Annotated in this window: 20 protein-coding genes; 3 read left to right on the forward strand and 17 right to left on the reverse strand. The window is 38.3% G+C overall.

Annotated elements, in window-relative coordinates:
* Positions 1–211: 211 nt before the first annotated feature.
* The 8 genes from BW964_RS14555 to panD form a co-directional block, all read right to left on the reverse strand.
* The gene (locus BW964_RS14555) at positions 212–1,726 is read right to left on the reverse strand and encodes a helix-hairpin-helix domain-containing protein (protein ID WP_076508264.1); all 1,515 of its coding nucleotides are present in this window, start codon (positions 1,724–1,726) and stop codon (positions 212–214) included.
* 3 nt (positions 1,727–1,729) lie between these two features.
* Positions 1,730–2,959: a PP2C family serine/threonine-protein phosphatase gene (locus tag BW964_RS14560; RefSeq protein WP_076508265.1), complete on the reverse strand. Its 1,230-nt coding sequence runs from the start codon at positions 2,957–2,959 to the stop codon at positions 1,730–1,732.
* A 38-nt stretch (positions 2,960–2,997) separates the two neighbouring features.
* Positions 2,998–4,041, reverse strand: coding sequence for a TerY-C metal binding domain-containing protein (locus BW964_RS14565; RefSeq protein ID WP_076508267.1), 1,044 nt, complete (start codon positions 4,039–4,041; stop codon positions 2,998–3,000).
* Between the two features lie 23 nt (positions 4,042–4,064).
* Positions 4,065–4,703: a vWA domain-containing protein gene (locus BW964_RS14570; RefSeq protein ID WP_076508269.1), complete on the reverse strand. Its 639-nt coding sequence runs from the start codon at positions 4,701–4,703 to the stop codon at positions 4,065–4,067.
* Between the two features lie 84 nt (positions 4,704–4,787).
* Entirely contained in the window at positions 4,788–5,459 is a 672-nt protein-coding gene (locus BW964_RS14575) for a TerD family protein (protein ID WP_073335178.1), read from the reverse strand.
* A 30-nt stretch (positions 5,460–5,489) separates the two neighbouring features.
* Positions 5,490–6,065, reverse strand: a complete 576-nt coding sequence (locus tag BW964_RS14580) for a TerD family protein (protein WP_076508271.1) — start codon at positions 6,063–6,065, stop codon at positions 5,490–5,492.
* A gap of 315 nt (positions 6,066–6,380) precedes the next feature.
* The gene (locus BW964_RS14585) at positions 6,381–7,406 is read right to left on the reverse strand and encodes a lysylphosphatidylglycerol synthase transmembrane domain-containing protein (RefSeq protein ID WP_076508273.1); all 1,026 of its coding nucleotides are present in this window, start codon (positions 7,404–7,406) and stop codon (positions 6,381–6,383) included.
* A gap of 3 nt (positions 7,407–7,409) precedes the next feature.
* Positions 7,410–7,760, reverse strand: coding sequence for an aspartate 1-decarboxylase (gene panD / locus BW964_RS14590; protein WP_034709952.1), 351 nt, complete (start codon positions 7,758–7,760; stop codon positions 7,410–7,412).
* 398 nt (positions 7,761–8,158) lie between these two features.
* Between panD and BW964_RS14595 the strand changes: the two genes are divergently transcribed.
* Positions 8,159–8,449: an HU family DNA-binding protein gene (locus BW964_RS14595; RefSeq protein WP_002976900.1), complete on the forward strand. Its 291-nt coding sequence runs from the start codon at positions 8,159–8,161 to the stop codon at positions 8,447–8,449.
* A 278-nt stretch (positions 8,450–8,727) separates the two neighbouring features.
* Here the strand turns inward: BW964_RS14595 and pdxH are convergent, their stop codons facing one another.
* Complete coding sequence (gene pdxH, locus BW964_RS14600; RefSeq protein ID WP_076508274.1) at positions 8,728–9,369, reverse strand: pyridoxamine 5'-phosphate oxidase; 642 nt, start codon at positions 9,367–9,369, stop codon at positions 8,728–8,730.
* A 24-nt stretch (positions 9,370–9,393) separates the two neighbouring features.
* Here pdxH and BW964_RS14605 point away from each other — a divergent pair, with 24 nt between their 5' ends.
* Together BW964_RS14605 and BW964_RS14610 are read left to right on the forward strand one after the other, a co-directional pair.
* Positions 9,394–9,942: a YqgE/AlgH family protein gene (locus BW964_RS14605; RefSeq protein ID WP_076508276.1), complete on the forward strand. Its 549-nt coding sequence runs from the start codon at positions 9,394–9,396 to the stop codon at positions 9,940–9,942.
* A 107-nt stretch (positions 9,943–10,049) separates the two neighbouring features.
* Positions 10,050–10,631 carry an N-acetylmuramoyl-L-alanine amidase family protein gene (locus BW964_RS14610; protein ID WP_076508278.1) on the forward strand — a complete coding sequence of 194 codons (582 nt, stop codon included), beginning with the start codon at positions 10,050–10,052 and terminating at the stop codon, positions 10,629–10,631.
* 79 nt (positions 10,632–10,710) lie between these two features.
* Here BW964_RS14610 and BW964_RS14615 read toward each other — a convergent pair whose 3' ends face one another.
* From BW964_RS14615 to BW964_RS14650, 8 genes are all read right to left on the reverse strand, one after another.
* On the reverse strand, positions 10,711–11,520 hold the full coding sequence (locus BW964_RS14615; RefSeq protein ID WP_076508279.1) for an aminotransferase class IV: 810 nt from the start codon (positions 11,518–11,520) through the stop codon (positions 10,711–10,713).
* Positions 11,521–11,597: 77 nt separating this feature from the next.
* A complete protein-coding gene (locus BW964_RS14620; protein ID WP_073335235.1) occupies positions 11,598–11,984 on the reverse strand; it encodes an START-like domain-containing protein in 387 nt (128 codons plus the stop codon).
* Between the two features lie 191 nt (positions 11,985–12,175).
* Positions 12,176–13,351, reverse strand: coding sequence for an aspartate aminotransferase family protein (locus tag BW964_RS14625; RefSeq protein ID WP_076508958.1), 1,176 nt, complete (start codon positions 13,349–13,351; stop codon positions 12,176–12,178).
* 97 nt (positions 13,352–13,448) lie between these two features.
* On the reverse strand, positions 13,449–15,182 hold the full coding sequence (locus tag BW964_RS14630; RefSeq protein ID WP_076508281.1) for an OstA-like protein: 1,734 nt from the start codon (positions 15,180–15,182) through the stop codon (positions 13,449–13,451).
* A 3-nt stretch (positions 15,183–15,185) separates the two neighbouring features.
* Positions 15,186–15,659: a Fur family transcriptional regulator gene (locus BW964_RS14635; protein WP_034731532.1), complete on the reverse strand. Its 474-nt coding sequence runs from the start codon at positions 15,657–15,659 to the stop codon at positions 15,186–15,188.
* A 67-nt stretch (positions 15,660–15,726) separates the two neighbouring features.
* Positions 15,727–17,721: a KUP/HAK/KT family potassium transporter gene (locus tag BW964_RS14640; RefSeq protein ID WP_076508283.1), complete on the reverse strand. Its 1,995-nt coding sequence runs from the start codon at positions 17,719–17,721 to the stop codon at positions 15,727–15,729.
* Between the two features lie 116 nt (positions 17,722–17,837).
* Positions 17,838–18,818, reverse strand: a complete 981-nt coding sequence (locus BW964_RS14645; protein ID WP_076508284.1) for a pyruvate dehydrogenase complex E1 component subunit beta — start codon at positions 18,816–18,818, stop codon at positions 17,838–17,840.
* A 367-nt stretch (positions 18,819–19,185) separates the two neighbouring features.
* On the reverse strand, positions 19,186–19,605 hold the full coding sequence (locus tag BW964_RS14650; protein WP_076508286.1) for a DUF2147 domain-containing protein: 420 nt from the start codon (positions 19,603–19,605) through the stop codon (positions 19,186–19,188).
* Positions 19,606–19,821 lie beyond the last annotated feature (216 nt).

A 19,821-nucleotide genomic window follows, 5' to 3' on the forward strand; every position in this document is an offset into this window, starting at 1 on the left:
GGGATTTATATAATGACTAGTTACTACCGTCACTATAACAATAACAACTGACGACAAAGATCACTGGGGTTGAGGCTCTTGAAGCCCCCACCAACTAAAATTATTTCCACAACAAAAGTCACAAAAGTTTTTACACTTAAGTTTTTTTTAAAGTTTAAATACTTTACATAAAAGAAGTATACTTAAGTTTTCTAAAAACTCTGTAGATTTTTTATGATTGATTCGCTAAAGTAACAAAGATCAGCCTGCCTCCTTCTTCAGCAGATAACAGGATTTTTTTTCCGTCAGTCAGTTCAACCATAGAGCCGGGCGGAATCTCTTTTTGTTCTGTAACATCTTTCATCGTAGTAAGGCTCTGATTGACAAGCACCCATCTTCCATCATGGAAAGTAAAATATCCCACCGGCATCTTATCCTGCATGGTAAGATTTTCATTTCGGATCACTTTTCTGGAAACATGCCATTTGAATAAATACTGGTTGTTGTAGACCATCAATCTATGGTTCTCTGGCTTCCAGACCTCATCATCGAATTTAAAATACAGATCAAGAACCGGCAGCGTTCCACGATGTGGAGTACCGCAGAAAGGGCATTTAGGACGGCTGCTGTTATCAAAAACATACCATTTTTCGGTACATTCCGGATTGTGGCAGGGTTGTACCAAATCGGCGGTCTTCAACAAGGCAGTTTCCCATTCATTAGCCATAGGGCGTCTGATAGGATCATGAAGTCCGTCTATAAATGCTTTTTTAAAAAGTTCGGAAAGATAAGGTCCTGCAGCAGTGTAAGGAATCTTTTGAGGATCACCCCAAAAGGCATCCCACTTTCTCAGGTGGTCAGCCTTTACATGATTGGACGGATCCTGGGAATGTTCTACGAACAAAGCTTTTTCCCCCATAGAAATTACCTCATCTTTCTCAGAGTCCAGATCCCATATTTTCCCTCCTCTCAAAGGATGTCTTCTGAAAAGGTACATATAGATCAGCACGGCCAATGCATGCAGATCGGTTTTCTGATCAGGCAGATGTCTTCCGCTATCCTGCAGGCTCAAATGCTTGGTCTTTAAAACTTCAGGAGCAATAAAATCGGCGGTTCCGATCACTTCCGGCGGGAATAATTTTGGAACGACAAGTCCGTCTATATCAATAATACAGGCAGATTTCGTCACCGGATCTATCAGAATATTATTGTACGAAAGATCGGAGTGCGCCAGTCCCATCTGGTGGAGCTTTTTAACGCCTCTGCTGATATTGATGTTGATCTGAAAATAGCTCAGCCAATCCCCAAGTTCCGAATGATCCAGCCTCAACGGATACTGCTGATTCCTGAACATAGGAGCAGTAAACCATTTCCCCACTTTATCCTGACCCTGAATATTATCGGACCCGATGTAGCCTTTGGCAAAGAAGAATTTTTTATGGTAAATGGGAACCACAATTCCCGTCAGTTTGTTCCTTTCTACAATATCATAAGGCCACCTGAATATTTCGTTCAGAAAATAATCTGCTGAATTTCCACCTTTTATGTTTCCCAGGTAAGTAGAAACAATCCTCATGATGCGCTCTTTCTGTCCTGCATCCAAAGGACTTCGGTAAAAGGCGACGACATATTCTCTGTCGGGCGAAAAATAAACATCTTTCACGCCGCCACGGATCGGGCTTTCATCTACATACTCATAAGATTTGTTGGGGTCCAGAATGGAAGCAACTTTAACGGTCTTTTTCATATTTTAATAGATTATGGCCAGTGTTCGGTCATCGTGATTTCCCCGGCTCCAGAAATCGGTCCATGTCAGAAGCTGCTGATCAATATCGGTATCGTTGATAAAATCTACCTTTGTGCGGTCGTCATTATTTCCGTTCAGGTCATCAAAAAAAGTTTTCCAGCTCTCGATGTCTTCAAGTTTATTTTCCGTGATGAATTTTGGGTCGTAAATACCGTCTGTCATCAGGACCAGATAAGAAAAATCATTCACGCAGGTCATTCCAAATCTTGAGACCATATCATGATTGAAGATTTCTTTCATGGTGATGAACCGGGTACCGCCACCAAATTCACCCACATCCATTGTATTCAGCAGCATTACTTCAGAAAACTCAGGATTGATTAAATTGATGGGACAGTCTCCTACTCCAAACGTAAGAATGACATATCCGAAATCAAACTTTTTTGTCAGGGCAAAAATGAGGGTCGTGTGGAAGTCTTTTACAGACAATGAATGTTCTGCTGCTGCTTGATCCAAAACATCATAAACATGACGAACCCCTTTATACAGAAGCTTTAGAACATTTTCTCCGGCTTCGGACCGTATTTCTTTTGATGAGTCAGAGGCGTTGTAAACGATCTCAATATTGTTGCTGATCTCATTTAAAATTTCATTGGAATTGAAGAAACTGTTTACTGAACCTACAGCCAATCTGGAACCTTCTCTGGCCATTACAGCAGAACCTGCACCGTCAGCAACGGAAACAATACTCCAGCCTCCGGGAAGTTCATTCACCGCAAAATCATCATCCCTGAATTTCCCTTCATGAGCGTGAGAACGTCCTCTCTTGGAAACAATAGTAATTTTTCTATCTGAAAATTGCCCCTGATAAGAGGCTTCATCAGGCTTATAGTAAATATCATTTATATCGGATGGAATATTTTTCCAAAGATCTTTGGGATCTGCATTCACCAGAAGATGAACTGTTTTAATCTCGGTGCTGTTTTGATCCCGGATATGATAAAATTCAATATCCAGCTCATGCACGCTGCTTGTATAAGGAATTCCGGATATTTTGTTATTATCAAATGTAAGTCCCGTCTCCTGAAGATTCGCTATGCTTTTAATTTTTATATTCGGAAAATCGTCCATCTCAAAACTGAATTCATAAAACTGTTTTGAACTGGCATTTTTAAGCACCAGATGGACTTCTTTAAATTCTTCTTTTTCTTTGTAAATAACTGCTTTTTCCATGGTTTTGTGTTGGGTATTGGAAGTAGGATTTTATCGTATTACCCAAGTGTTCTGTTGATATCAAATCCTTCACTCGAAAATCCGTAATAATCCGAAGTTCCGCACCATGGGCATTTGTTGTAGCCCTCTCCTTTCAGACAATGAATTCCGCCGCACGAACAGGTTGCCAAAGCGATAGGATTCGCACAATGTGGACAGGAAGTTCCTCCCTGAAGTTCTTCTATGGATATTTTAAGGTTATTTTTCCGGGAAGAAGAGAGTCTGAAATAGGCTTTTTCATCAATTTTGTAAGCACCATCCAGTCTGTAATATCTTGTAGACATTCCGGGTATTCCTGATTCGGCAAATGTCTTTTTGAATTTCATTAAATAGAGCTTCTCCGTTTCAGAGCATTTCCCATTCAACACCACAAAATTATTGTCCGGGAATTTTTGTTCCAGTTGAGGATCTACTTTTTCAAGAATGACAGAGTCTATTTTTGAAAGATTAATTCCTTCTTTATTGGCTTCGGTAACGCTTTGGCTGGTTGTTTTAATAGAATCTGTCACCCATTTGAAAAATTCTTTATAAGAGTTCTCATCCGAGTTATTGAACAGCAAAACATTATCTGATAAGGTTCCCAGCAGTTTATAGTTGGTATTTTCTCCGATAGATACGGCTATGGTATTGGTTTTCCCATGATACTTGTTGTTCCATCTTTCGATCGCTTTTGTCGCATCATCAGTAGGAACCCCGTCTGTAAAAAGAAAAACGATCGGTTTCCAGTCGCCTTTTCTTTCGTAAGTCGTTTTCACAATATCCCGGTCTATGCAGTCCATGACTTTAATAAGACCCTGGGACAACGATGTACCACTTCCAATAGGAATCTTCGGCGGATAAAAGCTGATGATATCCTGAAGCGGTGTAATGACTTCAGCTTCTCCGGCAAAACCTACAATAGAGATATAAACCGTTTCCAGTGAATAGGGATCTTTTTTCAATTCTCTGATGATATTGGCGATACCTTCCTGTACCTGCTCAATAGGCTCTCCGACCATAGATTCGGAGACATCAACTAAAAAATAAATGGGTAGTCTTCTCATGGTTTATCGTAAAGACAAGTGATTTAGATAATAATATTAAGCTCGGAAGGTGGCGGAGGCAGCGGTGTGCTTTCTTCCGTTCCCTGTGATTTCCCTCCCATCGTAATGGATGAACTTACCCATTTGAAAAATGAGGAAAGGGTGATGGCGTCGGTAGTATCGAGTTTCACCACGTGGTCCGTGAGCTCCTTCAGAAACTGTTCATCTGCTTTCGGGCCTGCTGCACAACCTACAATAGCACCGAATTCCAGACCTCTGATCACAGGGATCATCTGTCTGTATTTCTGGATATCGGAGGGTTTCCCATCGGTAAAGATAAACAGCAGAGGTCTCCAGTCTTCTTTTTCGTCTGAAGAACCTTTGACCAGTTCTTTCTTCACCAGTTCCGAAACCATCTCCAATGCCGCACCGGTATGGGTAGGACCACTGTCCGGACAAGTGATTTCCATGGGATAAAAACTGGCCAGGTCAATCAGCGGAATAATATTTTTAACCTCACGGTCAAAAGTGATTACACTGAGATGAAGACTGTCCATGGCCTGAGGATCTGCACGGAGCATGCTTATCAGCCCGTTAAATCCATTATTCAGTGCCTGGATGGGTTCTCCGTTCATAGAACCTGAAGTGTCCAGTAAAAAGTAGGCTAATAGTCTCCTGCTCATGATAAGATGGTATTAATTCTGAAGCCGGCAGCGAAAGTTGAAAACTTTCCTGCCGGCTTTTTTAGTTTGATCAATCGTTATAGTTTAATTGCTGTAAGAATACTGCTTCAGAATCTCAATAAAATTATCGGTCTGATGCGGTTCTCCAATGGCACGGAATTTCCAGTCGCCATTGTGTCGGTAAGCTTCTGCAAAAACCATAGCACATTTCCCATTCATACTTGCATCTCCTGAAAGGCTGTATTTTGTAATCTCTTTCCCTTTGGCATCTACCGCTCTGATAAAGGCATTCTCTATCATACCGAAATGCTGATTATTTTGTTTTCCCTGATAAATGGTTACCAGGAATAATATTTTCTGATAGCTCTCGTCCAATTGGTCCAATTTAACGATGATCTGCTCATCATCTCCATCTCCTGCTCCGGTTCTGTTATCTCCCGTAAGCCATATATTTCCGCTTGGATGCTGCATGGAATTAAAGAAAACCACATCACCCTGATAAAGCGCGATCTGTCTTCCTTCATTGGTCTGTACTGTTTTTCCAAGGTTGGCGACCTTACCATTTCCGTCTAAAAGAAAAGCCACTGCATCAAGATCGTATTCTGCTTCTTTGCTGAAGAGTTTCCCAAAGAAACCTCCCTGCTTTCTGACATCCCATCCTAAACCGATCGTTACTTTTGAAAGATCGTAAACACTTTCTCCACGGTCATTTTTTCTTAAATCAATCGTCTGACCTTTCTGTAAATTAATTGCCATAGTTATTGTTTTGTGTATTTGAAAATATAATTATTTAATGATCTGTCCTTTATAGTATTTCTCAAGGAAAAACGCCAGGTCTGCTCTGTAGCCTATTCCTGATGCTTCAAATTTCCAGCTCCCGTTTTTTTTGTACAATCTTCCGAATTCCACTCCGGTTTCAATGGAGAAATCTTCATCCAGCTCATATTTTGCGATCTCCTGATGGGTACTGTTATCTACAATTCTGATGTATGAATTTCTTACCTGTCCGAAGTTTTGTTTTCTTCTTTCAAAATCTTCGATAGTCACTACGAAAAGAATTTCTTCTGCTTTAGGATCTACTTTTTCAAGATCTACAATAATGGCTTCATCATCGTCACCGTCACTGTTTTTACCGCTCGGATCATCTCCTGTATGAGTCAGTGCACCGTCCGGAGACTGCAGGTTATTATAAAAAACAAAACATTCTTCATTGATTAACTTTCTGTCGGAATCAATCATGATGGCAGAAGCATCCAGATCAAAGTCAAAACCTGTTCCTTCATTCGGGTCCCAGCCCAGTCCTATCGTCATTTTTGTAAGTCCTATCTCGATCTTTTGCCCTTTCTGTAAATTAATTGCCATAGTGTTTTAGATTATTAATTATTTTTCGTTTAAGATAAATTTGATTTGTGAACTGACCAAATTTATTGATAAAAAAATAAATGACGTGCGATCAGCAGTACAAATGTTTAATTTTAATAAGGTTTTAACATACGACTGCTGATTCAAAAGAATACATCTAATTCTGGCTAATTATTCAGGTTTTTCATCTTATAGGCAGAAAAAATAAACCTTATAGGTTTTGAAAACCTATAAGGTTGTTGGTGTCGTAAAATCAGCATTAAAAAAGTCCGGTTTTTTAGCCGGACTTCTATAGATTAAAAAATTTCTGTACAATTAATTTTTAAATTCCTGATCGGAAACTGCTTTTTCTCTTGCTTTGGCCAGCATCGGAATAGAGATCAGTCCCATGACCAACATAATGGTGATCTGCAACGGAAGTGAAATAAAAGAATAGGTCAGTCCCATTTCTCCTCCTAATTCAGCACTTTTCCCCATTGAAATAAAAAGTGCCATAAATCCGAACTTCATGGCCAGATTAAAGGCACCGATACCGCCACTGGCAGGAACAATCATTCCCAGGGTGCCGACAACGATAATGAAAAATCCGTCAGCAATAGTGAAATTGGAGGTTTCGGGAAGGGCAAAACAGACAAGATAGGCTGCAAAGTAATAGGAAATCCATATTCCTAATGTATAAAGGATGAATTTGCCTTTCTCTTTTAGTTTAAATATGCTCGCCAATCCCTCAAAAATGCCATCAATAAAACTCACTATTTTACCTAAAAACGGAACTTCCGTAAGTCTCTTTCTAAATACAAAAAATAGAACCATTCCCACTGCGAGGATCAGGAGAATAATCAGAATATTATTAGAAATCTTAATATCTGAGTTTTCATAAAAAGACAGAATTGCATCGTATTTGAAAAGCAAGGTCAACCCCAGAAATCCCAGCATGCAGATAAGATCTACTACTCTTTCCAGAATGATTGTCCCGAAAGACTTATCTACCGGAACTTTCTCTACTCCATATAAAGCAGTAGCTCTTGCTACTTCACCGCTTCTCGGAATGGTAAGATTCATGAGGTATCCGAATGATATCGACCAAAGTGAATTTGAATTTGAAATTTTGTGCCCCATAGGTTCCAGCATCAGGTTCCAGCGTATCGCCCTGAACCAGTACGCCAGAATTCCAAATACGGAAGCAAACAGTACCCAGAGATAATTGGCTTTCGCCAAAGACGCCTTGATGACTTTGAAGTCAAGACCTTTTAGGGCGAGCCATAAAAAAAAGCCTGCAAAAGCAAGCGATATTACTATTGTTAGTATTGATTTTAAAGGATTCTTTGATTTTTTCTCCATGGATCAGGTCAGAAGGTTTGTTTTTTCATCCGGGAAAACAATCTTCGGCTGGAAGACCTGTGCTTCTTCAGGGGTCATCTGCGCATAAGCAATAATGATAATGATATCATCTCTTTGTACTTTTCTTGCGGCAGGGCCATTGAGGCATACTTCCCCGGATTTTCTTTTCCCTTTGATAACGTAGGTGTCAAAACGCTCTCCGTTGTTGACATTGACGATATAGACTCTTTCTCCCACTACTAGACCGGCAGCTTCTATAAGATCTTCGTCGATCGTTATACTCCCAATATAATTAAGGTCTGAGGCCGTAACCCGTACCCTATGGATCTTAGACTTGAAAACTTCTATTAACATCCTGCAAATTTATTAATAAAAATTAATAAAACAGGCATTTGAAATCATTTTAAAACTCCCAGATACCCAGCTATTTAATTTTATATTAGACAAGTTTTCAAGCTATTATTTATAAAATATGCAAACATATCCATAAAAATATTAATAGTTTATACGAAATTCAGGATTTAATAAATACAGGAAATAATATTATTTTTTTGCTAAAGTCAATACTCATAAGCATTTGGCATGATTTTAGTGAGCCGTAACGTAGATTTTACGTGAAAAGTCAAATTATCATATTTTAACTGTTTTCGTCAAAAAGCAAAAAATTTTTATAACTTTTAATAAAATAATTGCACAATTAGAAAATAGTATTATATTTGCTATAATTACGAACTAACTTAATATTAAAAATTATGAACAAGTCTGAATTAATCGACGCAATCGCAAAAGATGCAGGAATCACTAAAGTTGCAGCCAAAGCTGCTTTAGAATCATTCATTGGTAATGTAACAACTACTTTAAAGAAAAAAGATGGAAAAGTTTCTTTAGTAGGTTTCGGTACTTTCTCAGTAGCTGAGAGAGCAGCCAGACAAGGTATCAACCCTGCCACTAAAAAGCCGATCAAAATTGCTGCTAAAAAAGTTGCTAAATTCAAAGCAGGAGCTGATTTATCGAATGCAGTTTCTGGTGCTAAGAAAAAATAATCATTCAGATTATAAAAATTCACAGGCTGTTTCTTCTGAAGCGGCCTTTTTTATTTTGTACCAATGGCTTCAAGTGCCTTAGCCACCCAGAGATAATACAATCAGCAGAAATTTCAAAATTCTTTGATTCGGCTCTATGATTATCATTTTTAAATTTTGGTTAAAGTCATGATTACAAAGTAAAAGCGAGCCCAAAGCCCGCTTCTATTGAATTTTAAATACTATCTATTGGCATTGATAAAAGCCAGCATTCCTTTCTAATTTCTAGCTTTTCATTCCTACGGCGCCAGTCTTGAAATCTTCCAGTCCAGACCCTCAAGCTCATAAATCATCCTGTCATGAAGACGGTTGGGCCTTCCCTGCCAGAATTCAATTTCGTAAGGTTTTGCGATGTAGCCTCCCCAATTGGATGGTCTTGGTACTTCACTGTTTTCGTATTGTTTTTCTAGCTCTTTTAATTTCTCTTCCAGAAATTCTTTGTCCGGAATCACCTGACTTTGAGGCGAAACGACAGCGCCTAGCTGACTTCCTTTAGGTCTTGAATGAAAATAGCCATCACTAAGATTTTCAGCAATTTTTTCAAGATCAGCTTTAATGATGATCTGTCTTTCAAGATTAGGCCAGAAAAAGCTAAGACAGGCTTTATGAGTGTTTTCTATTGCTTTTCCCTTTCTGCTGCTGTAGTTGGTGTAGAAAATGAAACCTTCATAGGTATACTCCTTGAGCAGTACCATTCTTGTTCTGGGACATCCGTCTTGTTCCACAGTAGAAACTGCCATAGCATTGGCTTCAGAGACTGCCGGACTGGCACTAGCTTCTAAAAACCAGTCTCTAAACTGTTCAATGGGGTTTTGTTTTATCTCACTTTCAATAAGTTGGGATTTCTCATACACTTTTCTTTTGTCGTGCAGGTTTTCCATAAATATTTTTTATTAAATTTGAGTATGAATTACTCATACAAAGGTAAAATATTAATTTCCACACCTGACATTTCCGGCGATATTTTTTCGAGATCGGTGGTGCTGATCGTTGAGCATAACGAAAGCGGTGCATTTGGTTTGATATTAAACAAAAAGAACAGCCAGATGAGTAGTAAGTTCAAAAATTTTTTTGACTTCAAAATAGAGGTCTATGACGGAGGCCCTGTGGAAAATGATAAGGTCTTCTTTATCGTCAAAGAAAAGAAGGTGACCGAGGTTTATTCTGAAATCAATAAGGAATTTTACATTACGGAAGATATTGAGAGTATCATCAGCGCAGTGCTCAATAAAGAGCTGAATATTCATGATGTAAAAATCTTCTCCGGGTATTCCGGATGGGCGGCAGAACAATTGAATGAAGAGGTATTGAGGAAGATGTGGACGGTGGTAGATGTGTACAATTTAGATTACACGCTTCCCAATGACCAGACTCTTTGGAAGTCAATTATGCAGAATCTTGGTGGCGAATATCTGCTTTGGGCCAACTCTCCAGAGGATATCTCTCTTAACTAACTGAATTCCTACCTGATAGGATAGGAAAACATTAACAAACTTTAAGATTATGTTAACCAATTTTAAAGAAAGAATTCCCGTTATTTGAGAAACCAAAAATCACGACCATGAGAGGAATCAAACTACTTGCTTTATCCGCTTTTTCTGCTTCGTTTTTATCCTTTACCCCTACCAATAAAAAATACATTGTCATCGATGCCGGACACGGCGGAAATGATACGGGAAGTATCTATGGAAAATTCTCGGAGAAAGAAATCACTATAAGCATCGCTAACGAGATTAAGAAACTGAACGAAAATCAGGATCAGTATGAAGTTATTTTAACCAGAGATTCTGATGCTTATCCTACCCTTCAGGAGCGAACAGCGATGATCAACAAGCTGAATCCTGAATTGGTCATTTCTCTTCATATGAACAGTGATCCTCAAAAGGAAAGCGAGAAGGAAGGAACTGAAGTGTATATCCAAAATACCGATGGTTCTAAAAAGCTTGCTGAAAAAATTTCCAAAAAATTTGATGTCCGTAAAATCGAGGAACGCAATCTCCACATGCTGAGAGAAACAAAGGCTCCTGCTGTATTGGTAGAACTTGGGTTCATCAACAATACTAAGGACAGAGAGTATGCCACCAGTGAAAAGGGACAAAAAGAAATCGCACAAAAATTCACAGAGATTATCCGTGAATATTAATAAAGATACAATTCTGATTTAGTCAGAAAAAACCCGGTAAAGGACTTGGGTACTTTGTTGTTTACCGGGTTTGTCAATTTTAAAAACTATTCTTCCAGCTTTCCACCATTTCTATAAACCGGGAGCTTTCAAAAGTTTTATTTCTTATTTTACCTACAGAAAATATGCCTTTCTCGTCAGAGATCATTAAAATCTCTTCCGCCTTTTGAGATTCAAAAGCTATAATCTCATGTTCCTGAATATCTGCCAGGTTATTTTTATGTAAAAAAGTAACAAAATTCTCCATCAATGGAGAGATGTAGGCACCTTCGGACTGTTTCGGAACTTTAATCACATTACCTTCCAGAAACAACAGGTTTCCGGATGTTGTCCGTGCGATTCTTTTATTGGGATTAAGCAGGATCACATCATCGAGATCATTTTCTTCTGCATAGATTCCACCATAGATATTTTCCGGGCTGTGAACTCTGATATTGCTTAATAAATTATTATTGACATTGATTTCCTTGGTAAGGTCCATTTCCAATGGTCTCTTCTGAACAGCCAGTACATCATCTGATTCCGTCACCTCATAAAAATAAGCTACGGAAGATTTTGAAACAGTCACCGCATCATTATTTCTGAAAACCTGAAAATTGATAATTCCATTTTTAATTCCTTTCCCGTCGATAACGTCTTTGTGAAAAAGGGTCTGAAAAAACTCCAGGGTATAGGTAAGCGGAATATTCATTCTCATTTTTCTCATGGAAGCCATTAAGAAGAAATAGCATTCTTCATCCATGATCAATCCTCCGTTTCTCACGAAGAAAGAAACCTTCACTGCGTCGCCTAAAAGGAACGCTCTGTTCTTTACATTTAAACCGTCTGATGTAAAATATTGATTTTCCAATTTTTGATGTGATTTATTTATAAAAAAATAATGAACGATAAATCGTTCATCAGTTTTACCAATTAATTGTGTCCGGCTTAGGCCGCACCTAATTTTATTCTAAGGTTTTCTATAAGGTTTTCCCAATATAATGCATTTTCCTCTTCATCTCCTTCTTCACAGAAATCTGTAATATTCAGGGCAAGGTCTTCTGTAATATCGTCTACTGTGATTGTCATTTCAAAGAAATTTTTAGTCCCTTCATCTTCTTCCCATCTGAAACGTACGAAACCTTCAGGCTTGTATCTAATCAAAGTGGCCTTTTCAGCAGGTCCTCCACCCCAACTAAAAAAGAAATCATCTCCTTTCTCTGTCACATCATCTGCAAACCATTCTGATAGCCCCTCAGCCGTCGCCAGATATTCATATAAAATCTCTGACAAACAATGCATTGGAAATTCGTAATGGACTTTATGTTTCGCCATATAATCTTTGTTTTTATCGTCCCGCAATATATAAATTAATTTTTTTATTACACAAAAAAGCACTTATTTTTTTAAAGAATCTTCATGATATTTATCACGGGTTTTAATTCTATCTTGAATATTATTTTCGTACTTAAAACAGCCATGTAGTGCATAAAAAAAATCTCTCTATTTCAGAGAGATTTTATGGTTTATCCTTCATTCAAAACCTCCAGAATAATCTTACAGCCCTGTCTGATTTCGTCCAAAGAAATCGTGAGCGGTGGAGAGATCCTCATATATTCATTTCTGTAAAGCTGCCAGAATACAATAAGGCCCTTTTCCATGCACTTTTTGGCTACGCTGAGGGTGTAGTCGGGTGTGCCGAGATTAACGGCCAGCATCAGGCCTTTACCATTGATGTTTTTAATCTTTGGATGAACAAGAAGTTCTCTGAACAGTTTTTCTTTTTCGATCGTTTCTTCCATCAGACCACTTTCCAATACTTCTTTCAATGTGGCGTGGCTGGCTGCTGCGATCAGAGGGTTTCCTCCAAATGTTGTAATATGACCTAATTTAGGGGAATGCGAAAGGGTTTCCATGATTTCTCTGGAACTCATAAAAGCGCCTACCGGCACTCCACCTCCCATTCCTTTTCCCATGACGAGAATATCGGGAACCATTCCAAAATGCTCGAAGGAAAATAATTTACCGGTTCTTCCGAATCCGGGCTGGATCTCATCCAAGATCAGAAGGGCTCCTACCTCTTCACACCTTTTTTTAAGTTTGATCAGATACCCATCTTCAGGTACTAAAAATCCTGCCGCTCCCTGAATGGTTTCCAGAATAACACAGGCTGTTTTCTCTGTAATTTTATCAAAATCATTTTCATTATTGAATTCAATAAAGCTTACCATTGGAAGCAGCGGACGGAATTCTCTTTTGTGAGTTTCGTTTCCAGATACGCTCAATGCGCCGTGTGTATTTCCGTGGTATGAGTTTTTAAAGGAAACGATTTCTTCTCTTCCGGTATAGCGCTTGGCAAGCTTCAGGCTTCCGTCAATGGCTTCTGCCCCACTGTTGACAAGATAAGTGATCTCCAGAGGATCTGGAGTAGATTCTGCCAGCAGTTTACATAATGCGACGGGTTTTTCCTGTGCATATTCTCCGTACACCATGACGTGAAGGTATTTGTCTGCCTGTTCTTTGATGGCTTCCACAACCTTAGGATGTGAATGTCCTAAAGTGTTGGCAGAAACACCTGCTACAAAATCGAGATATTTCTTTCCATCTGTTCCGTAGATAAAGCTTCCTTCTGCTCTTTCAACTTCAAAACCTGCTGCAAATTTTGTGGTCTGTGCCTGATATATAAAAAAGTCTTTGTGCATTTCCATTGTCGCGAAAATTTTTAGCAAAGCTATAAAACATTCATTAAACGCTAAAATTAAAGAACATAAAAAAGACCAGCTGCTGCTGGTCTTTTTCTTATTTTTTAACCCGTTTAGGTTTTTTAGCTTCTTCTTTTGCTTTTTCTTTATCTATAGCTTCCTGAGCCTGGTTGAACAATTCATTATCAGAAGAATATTTTATTTCTTCATAGTTGGGACTGTCTACAAGAATATCCTGCCATTTTCTGATCCGGTCTTTGGTATTCCAGTTGAAATCGGAAAATTTTCTTTTCTCGGGTTCTATCTTACTCATAGGATAGGTATCAGAATTTGCTGCTATGCTGCATGAGATGATCTGTAGCCCGGTTTCCTCAAATAAAGCTCCAATGATTCCACACGTGGAAAGGGTGATTCCTATTCTCTGAGGCTTTTTTGTTTCCTGATCAACGTCATCCACATAGGCAATCGATTGGGCATTCCCAACGACTCTGGCTTCTTTAATCTCGTTATTCTGATAATAAACGGTCATAAATTTTCCTTTCACCTGGTTGAACTCATCTTTCAGGTTTAGCGAATCTACTTTGCTTATGGCATAAGCATTTCCAATTACTTTCAGTGAATCTATGTTTTCTGTTTTGGTATTGAAATAGGCCTCAATCTTGTCACCTGTCACCTGTTTTTCACCGCTCCAAAGAATGGGTTTGGTATACATATGCATGATCCCATCTGTTTCGTTGAAGGCAATGGAGTCTGCTCTACCCTGTGCATTTGATTTAAAGATACGCCCTTTTCTATAGGCTCTTAAAAAACTTTTCTTTATTGTTATATCTGCTGAGTCCCGTCTCTGGTAAGAAAGAATTTTTTCTGCTGCAAAATAAATGGAATCTTTTTCCATGATCTTAACAGCATATGGACTTTGGGTCATCATCGCGGAATCTTTCTTTTGGAACACTTCTCCGTATCCTCCTTTGATGTATCTTCTTTCTATAGGATCATCCAGAGTAACATTCCCGGTTGCTTTACCAAAACCTGTGATATTATTAAAATACATATCATCACCGGTAAGGATCTTGTCATTGTAAAAGATCTTGGAGTTTTTATTCAGGAAGGCTTCCTTCGTCTCCATTCTGTAAGTTCCTTTTTCGGTGTAAATCCTGTTTTTCCGGTTCGCGCGGTTGGTAATGGTAGTAGGGCCAAAAAACTCAGCCACCTTGGTATTCTGGTTTTGTTTGATATTAACGCCTTCTATAATGTAATCCGGGTTGTCTATTTTTACGTTCCCGACAAAATCTATCATTTTGGTATTGAGAAAATAAGTAGCCGATTTGGTATACATTACATTCTGTGCATCAGAAATCGTTCCTCCTGTATTGAAGTAAGCCTGATTGGCCAGTCTGTCATAATAGAGAATATCTGTTTTGATCGTCTGCTTGGGATCGGTAAGAACAACATCTTTTTTGGCAACTCCTTTCTGGGTAACTCCGTTATATTCCATCTCCTGGGCTGTAATGACAGAGCCGTCTGCGTTCTGAAGCTTGGCATTACCAATAGCTTTTACGAGACTCTGATCATTATAAAGAATCACCTCATCTGCATAGAGAATAGATCCCTGATGCTCTATCTGAACATGACCTACCATGTACTGGTTGCCCTCGTACTTTGTATCTTTTTTAAATTCATCAGCATGGATGATCTTTACCTTGTCTTCAGGTCTTACTGCGGGTAAAGGTTTTCCTTTATTTTGAATATAAGGATCCATCTGCGTTGTTTTATTGTCCTGTGCAGAACTGAACGCAGAAATAAAAAGTAACAGAAAAAGGATTATTCTCATTAATTAATCATTCTTAGTGCCATAGAAATACAGCGAATGCGAATCAATATTTACGCCAAATGCTTCTTCAATTGCTTCTTTAATTCCCTGAATTCTTGGATCGCAGAATTCGATGATCTCTTCAATTTCTTTATCGGAGCCTTTTTTGTAGATCACCAAATGGTCATGCTGTTTGTCAAAATAAGACTTTTCATAAGATGAAGAGGTCAATGTTTTTTCTCCAAACTGATGCTTACGGATCAAGCCTGCATCAAGGAAAATTTCAATAGTGTTGTAAATGGTTGCTTTTGAAACATGATATTTCTTCTGCATCATCAAAAGATACAGATCATCCACATTGAAGTGGTGATCCATATTATAAATCTCTTCTAATATCGTATATCGTTCAGGAGTGTTTCTGAAACCCTTTTCTAATAAGTAGTTTCTTAAAACATCCTTAATCAAAGCAATATTTTTTTCTTTTTGTATTGTATCCATCAAAAAAATTATCTACAAATTTATTGATTTTTATTTAAATACACCGCATGGTTTGGTGCCGGGACTTTTAGGAATTATGACGAAAGAAGCCAGATTGCTCAATCTTGGTGTCATAAACCGTCAGTTCTGTGATGGGTGCAGATTCTACTTCCACGTTATGTGATGATACTCCCCACGCTTTAAAGTCATCACTTCCGATGTACTTCACGAAGTTGTAGATATTGAGTATAATCTTCTGTTTAACCGTTAAAAGTATATCGTTAATATATGTATTATCTATAATCACGTACTTCAAATCCGGTGGAATGTTATGGGCTCTGAGAGACGGGTGGCTGCTTCTTGAAGGAATGGTTCCGTCTGCCATAAGATCTTTCAGGACCATATTGAAATAGTCATTGATTCTACGGTCTACTTTAAACCCTAAAAGGAAATTCACTTTATAAACAGTTCCGGGCAGAATTTCATCTACGGTATATCTGAAAGTATATGGATCTTCCTGATTGACAATACTTAATATAAAGTAATGATCGGCTCTTTTCGGCTGTTTTTTAATGATGGAATAGATGATTTTGGATTCTACCTCGTCATTTCTTTTGGCTCTGCTCAGATAAGCAAGATTGGTTGCATATTTTGGAATGCTCTCATCCAGCTTCATATCTTTTATGATGGAGACGTATTTATCTATTTTCACAAACTGGATAAATCTTGTTTTTATCAGTCTGCCATTATACCATGCATACATAGAGATTCCAATAGAACCAGCCAATACTACGGTGATCCAACCGCCTTCCATGAACTTGATAATGTTTGCGCTAAAGAATCCTAGTTCAATAGACAGATATACCAAAGCAAAGAACAGAATCAATACTTTACTTACTCTATGCTTTAACAACCAGAAAATAAGGAGAATGGTGGTCATCAGCATCGTGACCGTAATGGAAAGTCCATAGGCGGCTTCCATTTTTCCTGATTCTCTGAAATGGAGTACTACAATAATGCAAAGGATGAGAAGTCCCCAGTTTATTCTGGGAATATACATTTGCCCTTTCACCCCTGAAGGATAATCGATTTTCTGATTAGGCCACAAGTTAAGAGACATGGCTTCAGAAAAAATGGTAAAAGAACCTGTAATTAAGGCCTGACTGGCAATAATTGCTGCCGCAGTTGCCAAAATTACACCCGGTACTATCATCCACTCTTCCATGATTCCGAAGAATGGGTTGACTACAGAGAATCCAGGTTTCGCATGATTGGTTAAAAGCCATGCTCCCTGTCCCAGATAATTTAAAATAAGCATGATCTTTACAAACGCCCAGCTCACTCTTATGTTTTTAGCACCACAATGCCCAAGGTCTGAATAAAGAGCTTCGGCCCCGGTAGTACAAAGAAACACAGCACCAAGAATAACAATTGCACTTGGAGAATGAGCAATAAGCTTATAGGCATAATAAGGATTGAAAGACCTTAAAATTTCGAAATTTTCACTCAAATGCATAACGCCCAAACCTCCCAGCACAAGGAACCACACCACCATTACCGGTCCAAAAAACCTCCCGATAAAACTGGTTCCAAACTGCTGTACCACAAAGATGACAATCAGAATTCCGATCGTAATGGGAACAACAGGGGTATGAGGATTATAGATCTCGAGACCTTCAATAGCCGACATCACGGTAAGCGACGGCGTGATCACTCCATCTGCAACAAGGGCTGCTGCGCCTATAATCGCAATAAGGTAGAGCCATCCTTTTTTAAGGTTTTTAACTAACGAGAATAAGGCTAAAATCCCTCCTTCTCCTTTGTTATCTGCTCTTAAAGCAATAATTACGTATTTTATTGTAGTCTGAAGAGTCAGGGTCCAAATAATACAGGATAGAGCTCCTTCTATGTATTCGTTGAAAGGCATATTACTGCCCCCGTCTCTTGCATTTACAATCGCTTTCATTACGTAAAGCGGTGATGTCCCGATATCCCCGAAAACAATTCCGAGCGAGACTAAAACTCCAATAAAAGAAAGTTTTTTTATGTCAAAATGATAACCTTCTTCTGTAACGTCTGCCATGTCAGCTTATTTTTTTTAAACGCGCAAATTTATACTAATTTTATGACGTCAAGAACTATTCTTCATGAATAGAATAAATGAAAAAACTTCCTTTCGGAAGTTTTTCTCTATAACAGTTATTTTACGTACATCGCTTTTTTGATTTCCTCTTTCACTTTTTCAAGTTTAGGGAACCATTCTGCAAATAATGCAGCTGAATATGGGGCAGGTGCATCAGGAGTTGTAATTCTCTTGATCGGCGCATCTAAATAATCAAATGCTTTTTGCTGTACCATATAAGTAATTTCAGAAGATACTGAACCGAATGGCCATGCTTCTTCCAGAATTACCAATCTATTTGTCTTTTTAACAGAAGCTAAAACGGTATCAAAATCCAGAGGACGAACCGTTCTCAGGTCAATCACTTCTACAGAGATTCCTTCTTTAGCCATATCTTCAGCAGCCTGGATAGCCAGTTTCATAATCTTACCGAAAGAAACCAAAGTAACGTCTGTTCCTTCTCTCTTGATATCTGCTTTTCCTATTGGTAAATAGTATTCTTCTTCAGGAATTTCCATTTTATCTCCATACATCTGCTCAGATTCCATGAAAATAACCGGGTCATTATCCTGAATAGCTGTTTTCAGTAACCCTTTTGCATCGTAAGGATTTGAAGGAACGACTACTTTAAGACCGGGAACGTTGGCAAACCAGTTTTCAAAAGCCTGAGAGTGGGTAGCTCCCAATTGTCCTGCCGAAGCAGTAGGACCTCTGAAAACGATCGGACAGTTCCACTGGCCTCCACTCATCTGACGGATCTTCGCTGCATTATTAATAATCTGATCAATACCTACCAATGAGAAATTGAACGTCATATACTCTACAATTGGTCTGTTACCATTCATCGCAGCCCCTACAGCAATCCCTGTAAAACCAAGCTCAGCAATAGGTGTATCGATTATTCTTTTAGGACCAAATTCATCCAACATTCCTTTTGAAGCTTTATACGCACCATTGTATTCTGCAACTTCCTCCCCCATTAAAAAGATGGATTCGTCTTTACGCATTTCCTCGCTCATTGCTTGCGCAATTACCTCACGAAAAGTATATTCTGCCATATTTATTTGAAAAATTTAGACTACAAAAATAGTGTTTTTTTATTACTAACATAACAAAAAAGGCATCTCATTGAATGAGATACCTGAAATATCAATTGAATTAAAAAGGTTTTTCTTCCGTCTGGCTTAGTTCTTTGTCGTTTTTTCTGAGATCAGAGAGAATTTTGCCATAAGTTGTTTTATAAATTAAAATATAAAATGCTAGACCCCATAATTTCTGAATTCGGAACCAATCCTCTTTTGTATCTACTATAAAATTTTTGTATAGTAATTAAAATATCTTGTAAGCGGGAAATTTTTAATTTCGTTATATATTAAAACGGCATTTCATCACTGAAATGCCGTCTTATAATTGTATTGAACCTGATTAGTTTACTTTGTCCCAGGTTTGAGTTCTTCCGAATACAGAAACTCCCATATATCCTCTTACATTCAGTTTGTCGCCACTTTTGGTGATGGTACATTTGTAAGTTTTACCTGATTTAGGATCTGTGATGGTCCCTCCTGTGAATTCATCTCCATCTTTTTTCAGACCTCTGATAATCTCCATTCCTAAGATGGGTTTACCTTTTCTGTCGTCTTTACAAGATGAACAGTTTGGATCTGCAGGCTTTATAAGCAACTGAGAAACTTTACCGTAATACTTTCCGTCAGACTTCTTATAGATCTCCACAATAGACTTGGCTTGTTTTGTTTCATCATCTATTGTCTTCCACTTGCCTTCAATCTGTGCAAACGATAATACGCCAAACAGAGACAGCACGAATGTTAATAATAATTTTTTCATATTTTTTATAGTTTTAATTCCGATATACGTTTTTTGTTATCTATCTATTGCTAAAAGTATAAATTAAATTTTAAACAGACAAAAACTTTTACTATACAGAGCATATCATGGGCCAAAAAGGGTAAATGGGTTGAGGAGGCAAGAAGTTAGATTTCAGATATCAGACACTAGACATCAGACGCCAGATATCAGATATTGGACTCTTCGATTTCAGGA

Origin of the sequence: Chryseobacterium shigense, from assembly GCF_900156575.1 — a bacterium.
Classification (GTDB): domain Bacteria; phylum Bacteroidota; class Bacteroidia; order Flavobacteriales; family Weeksellaceae; genus Chryseobacterium; species Chryseobacterium shigense.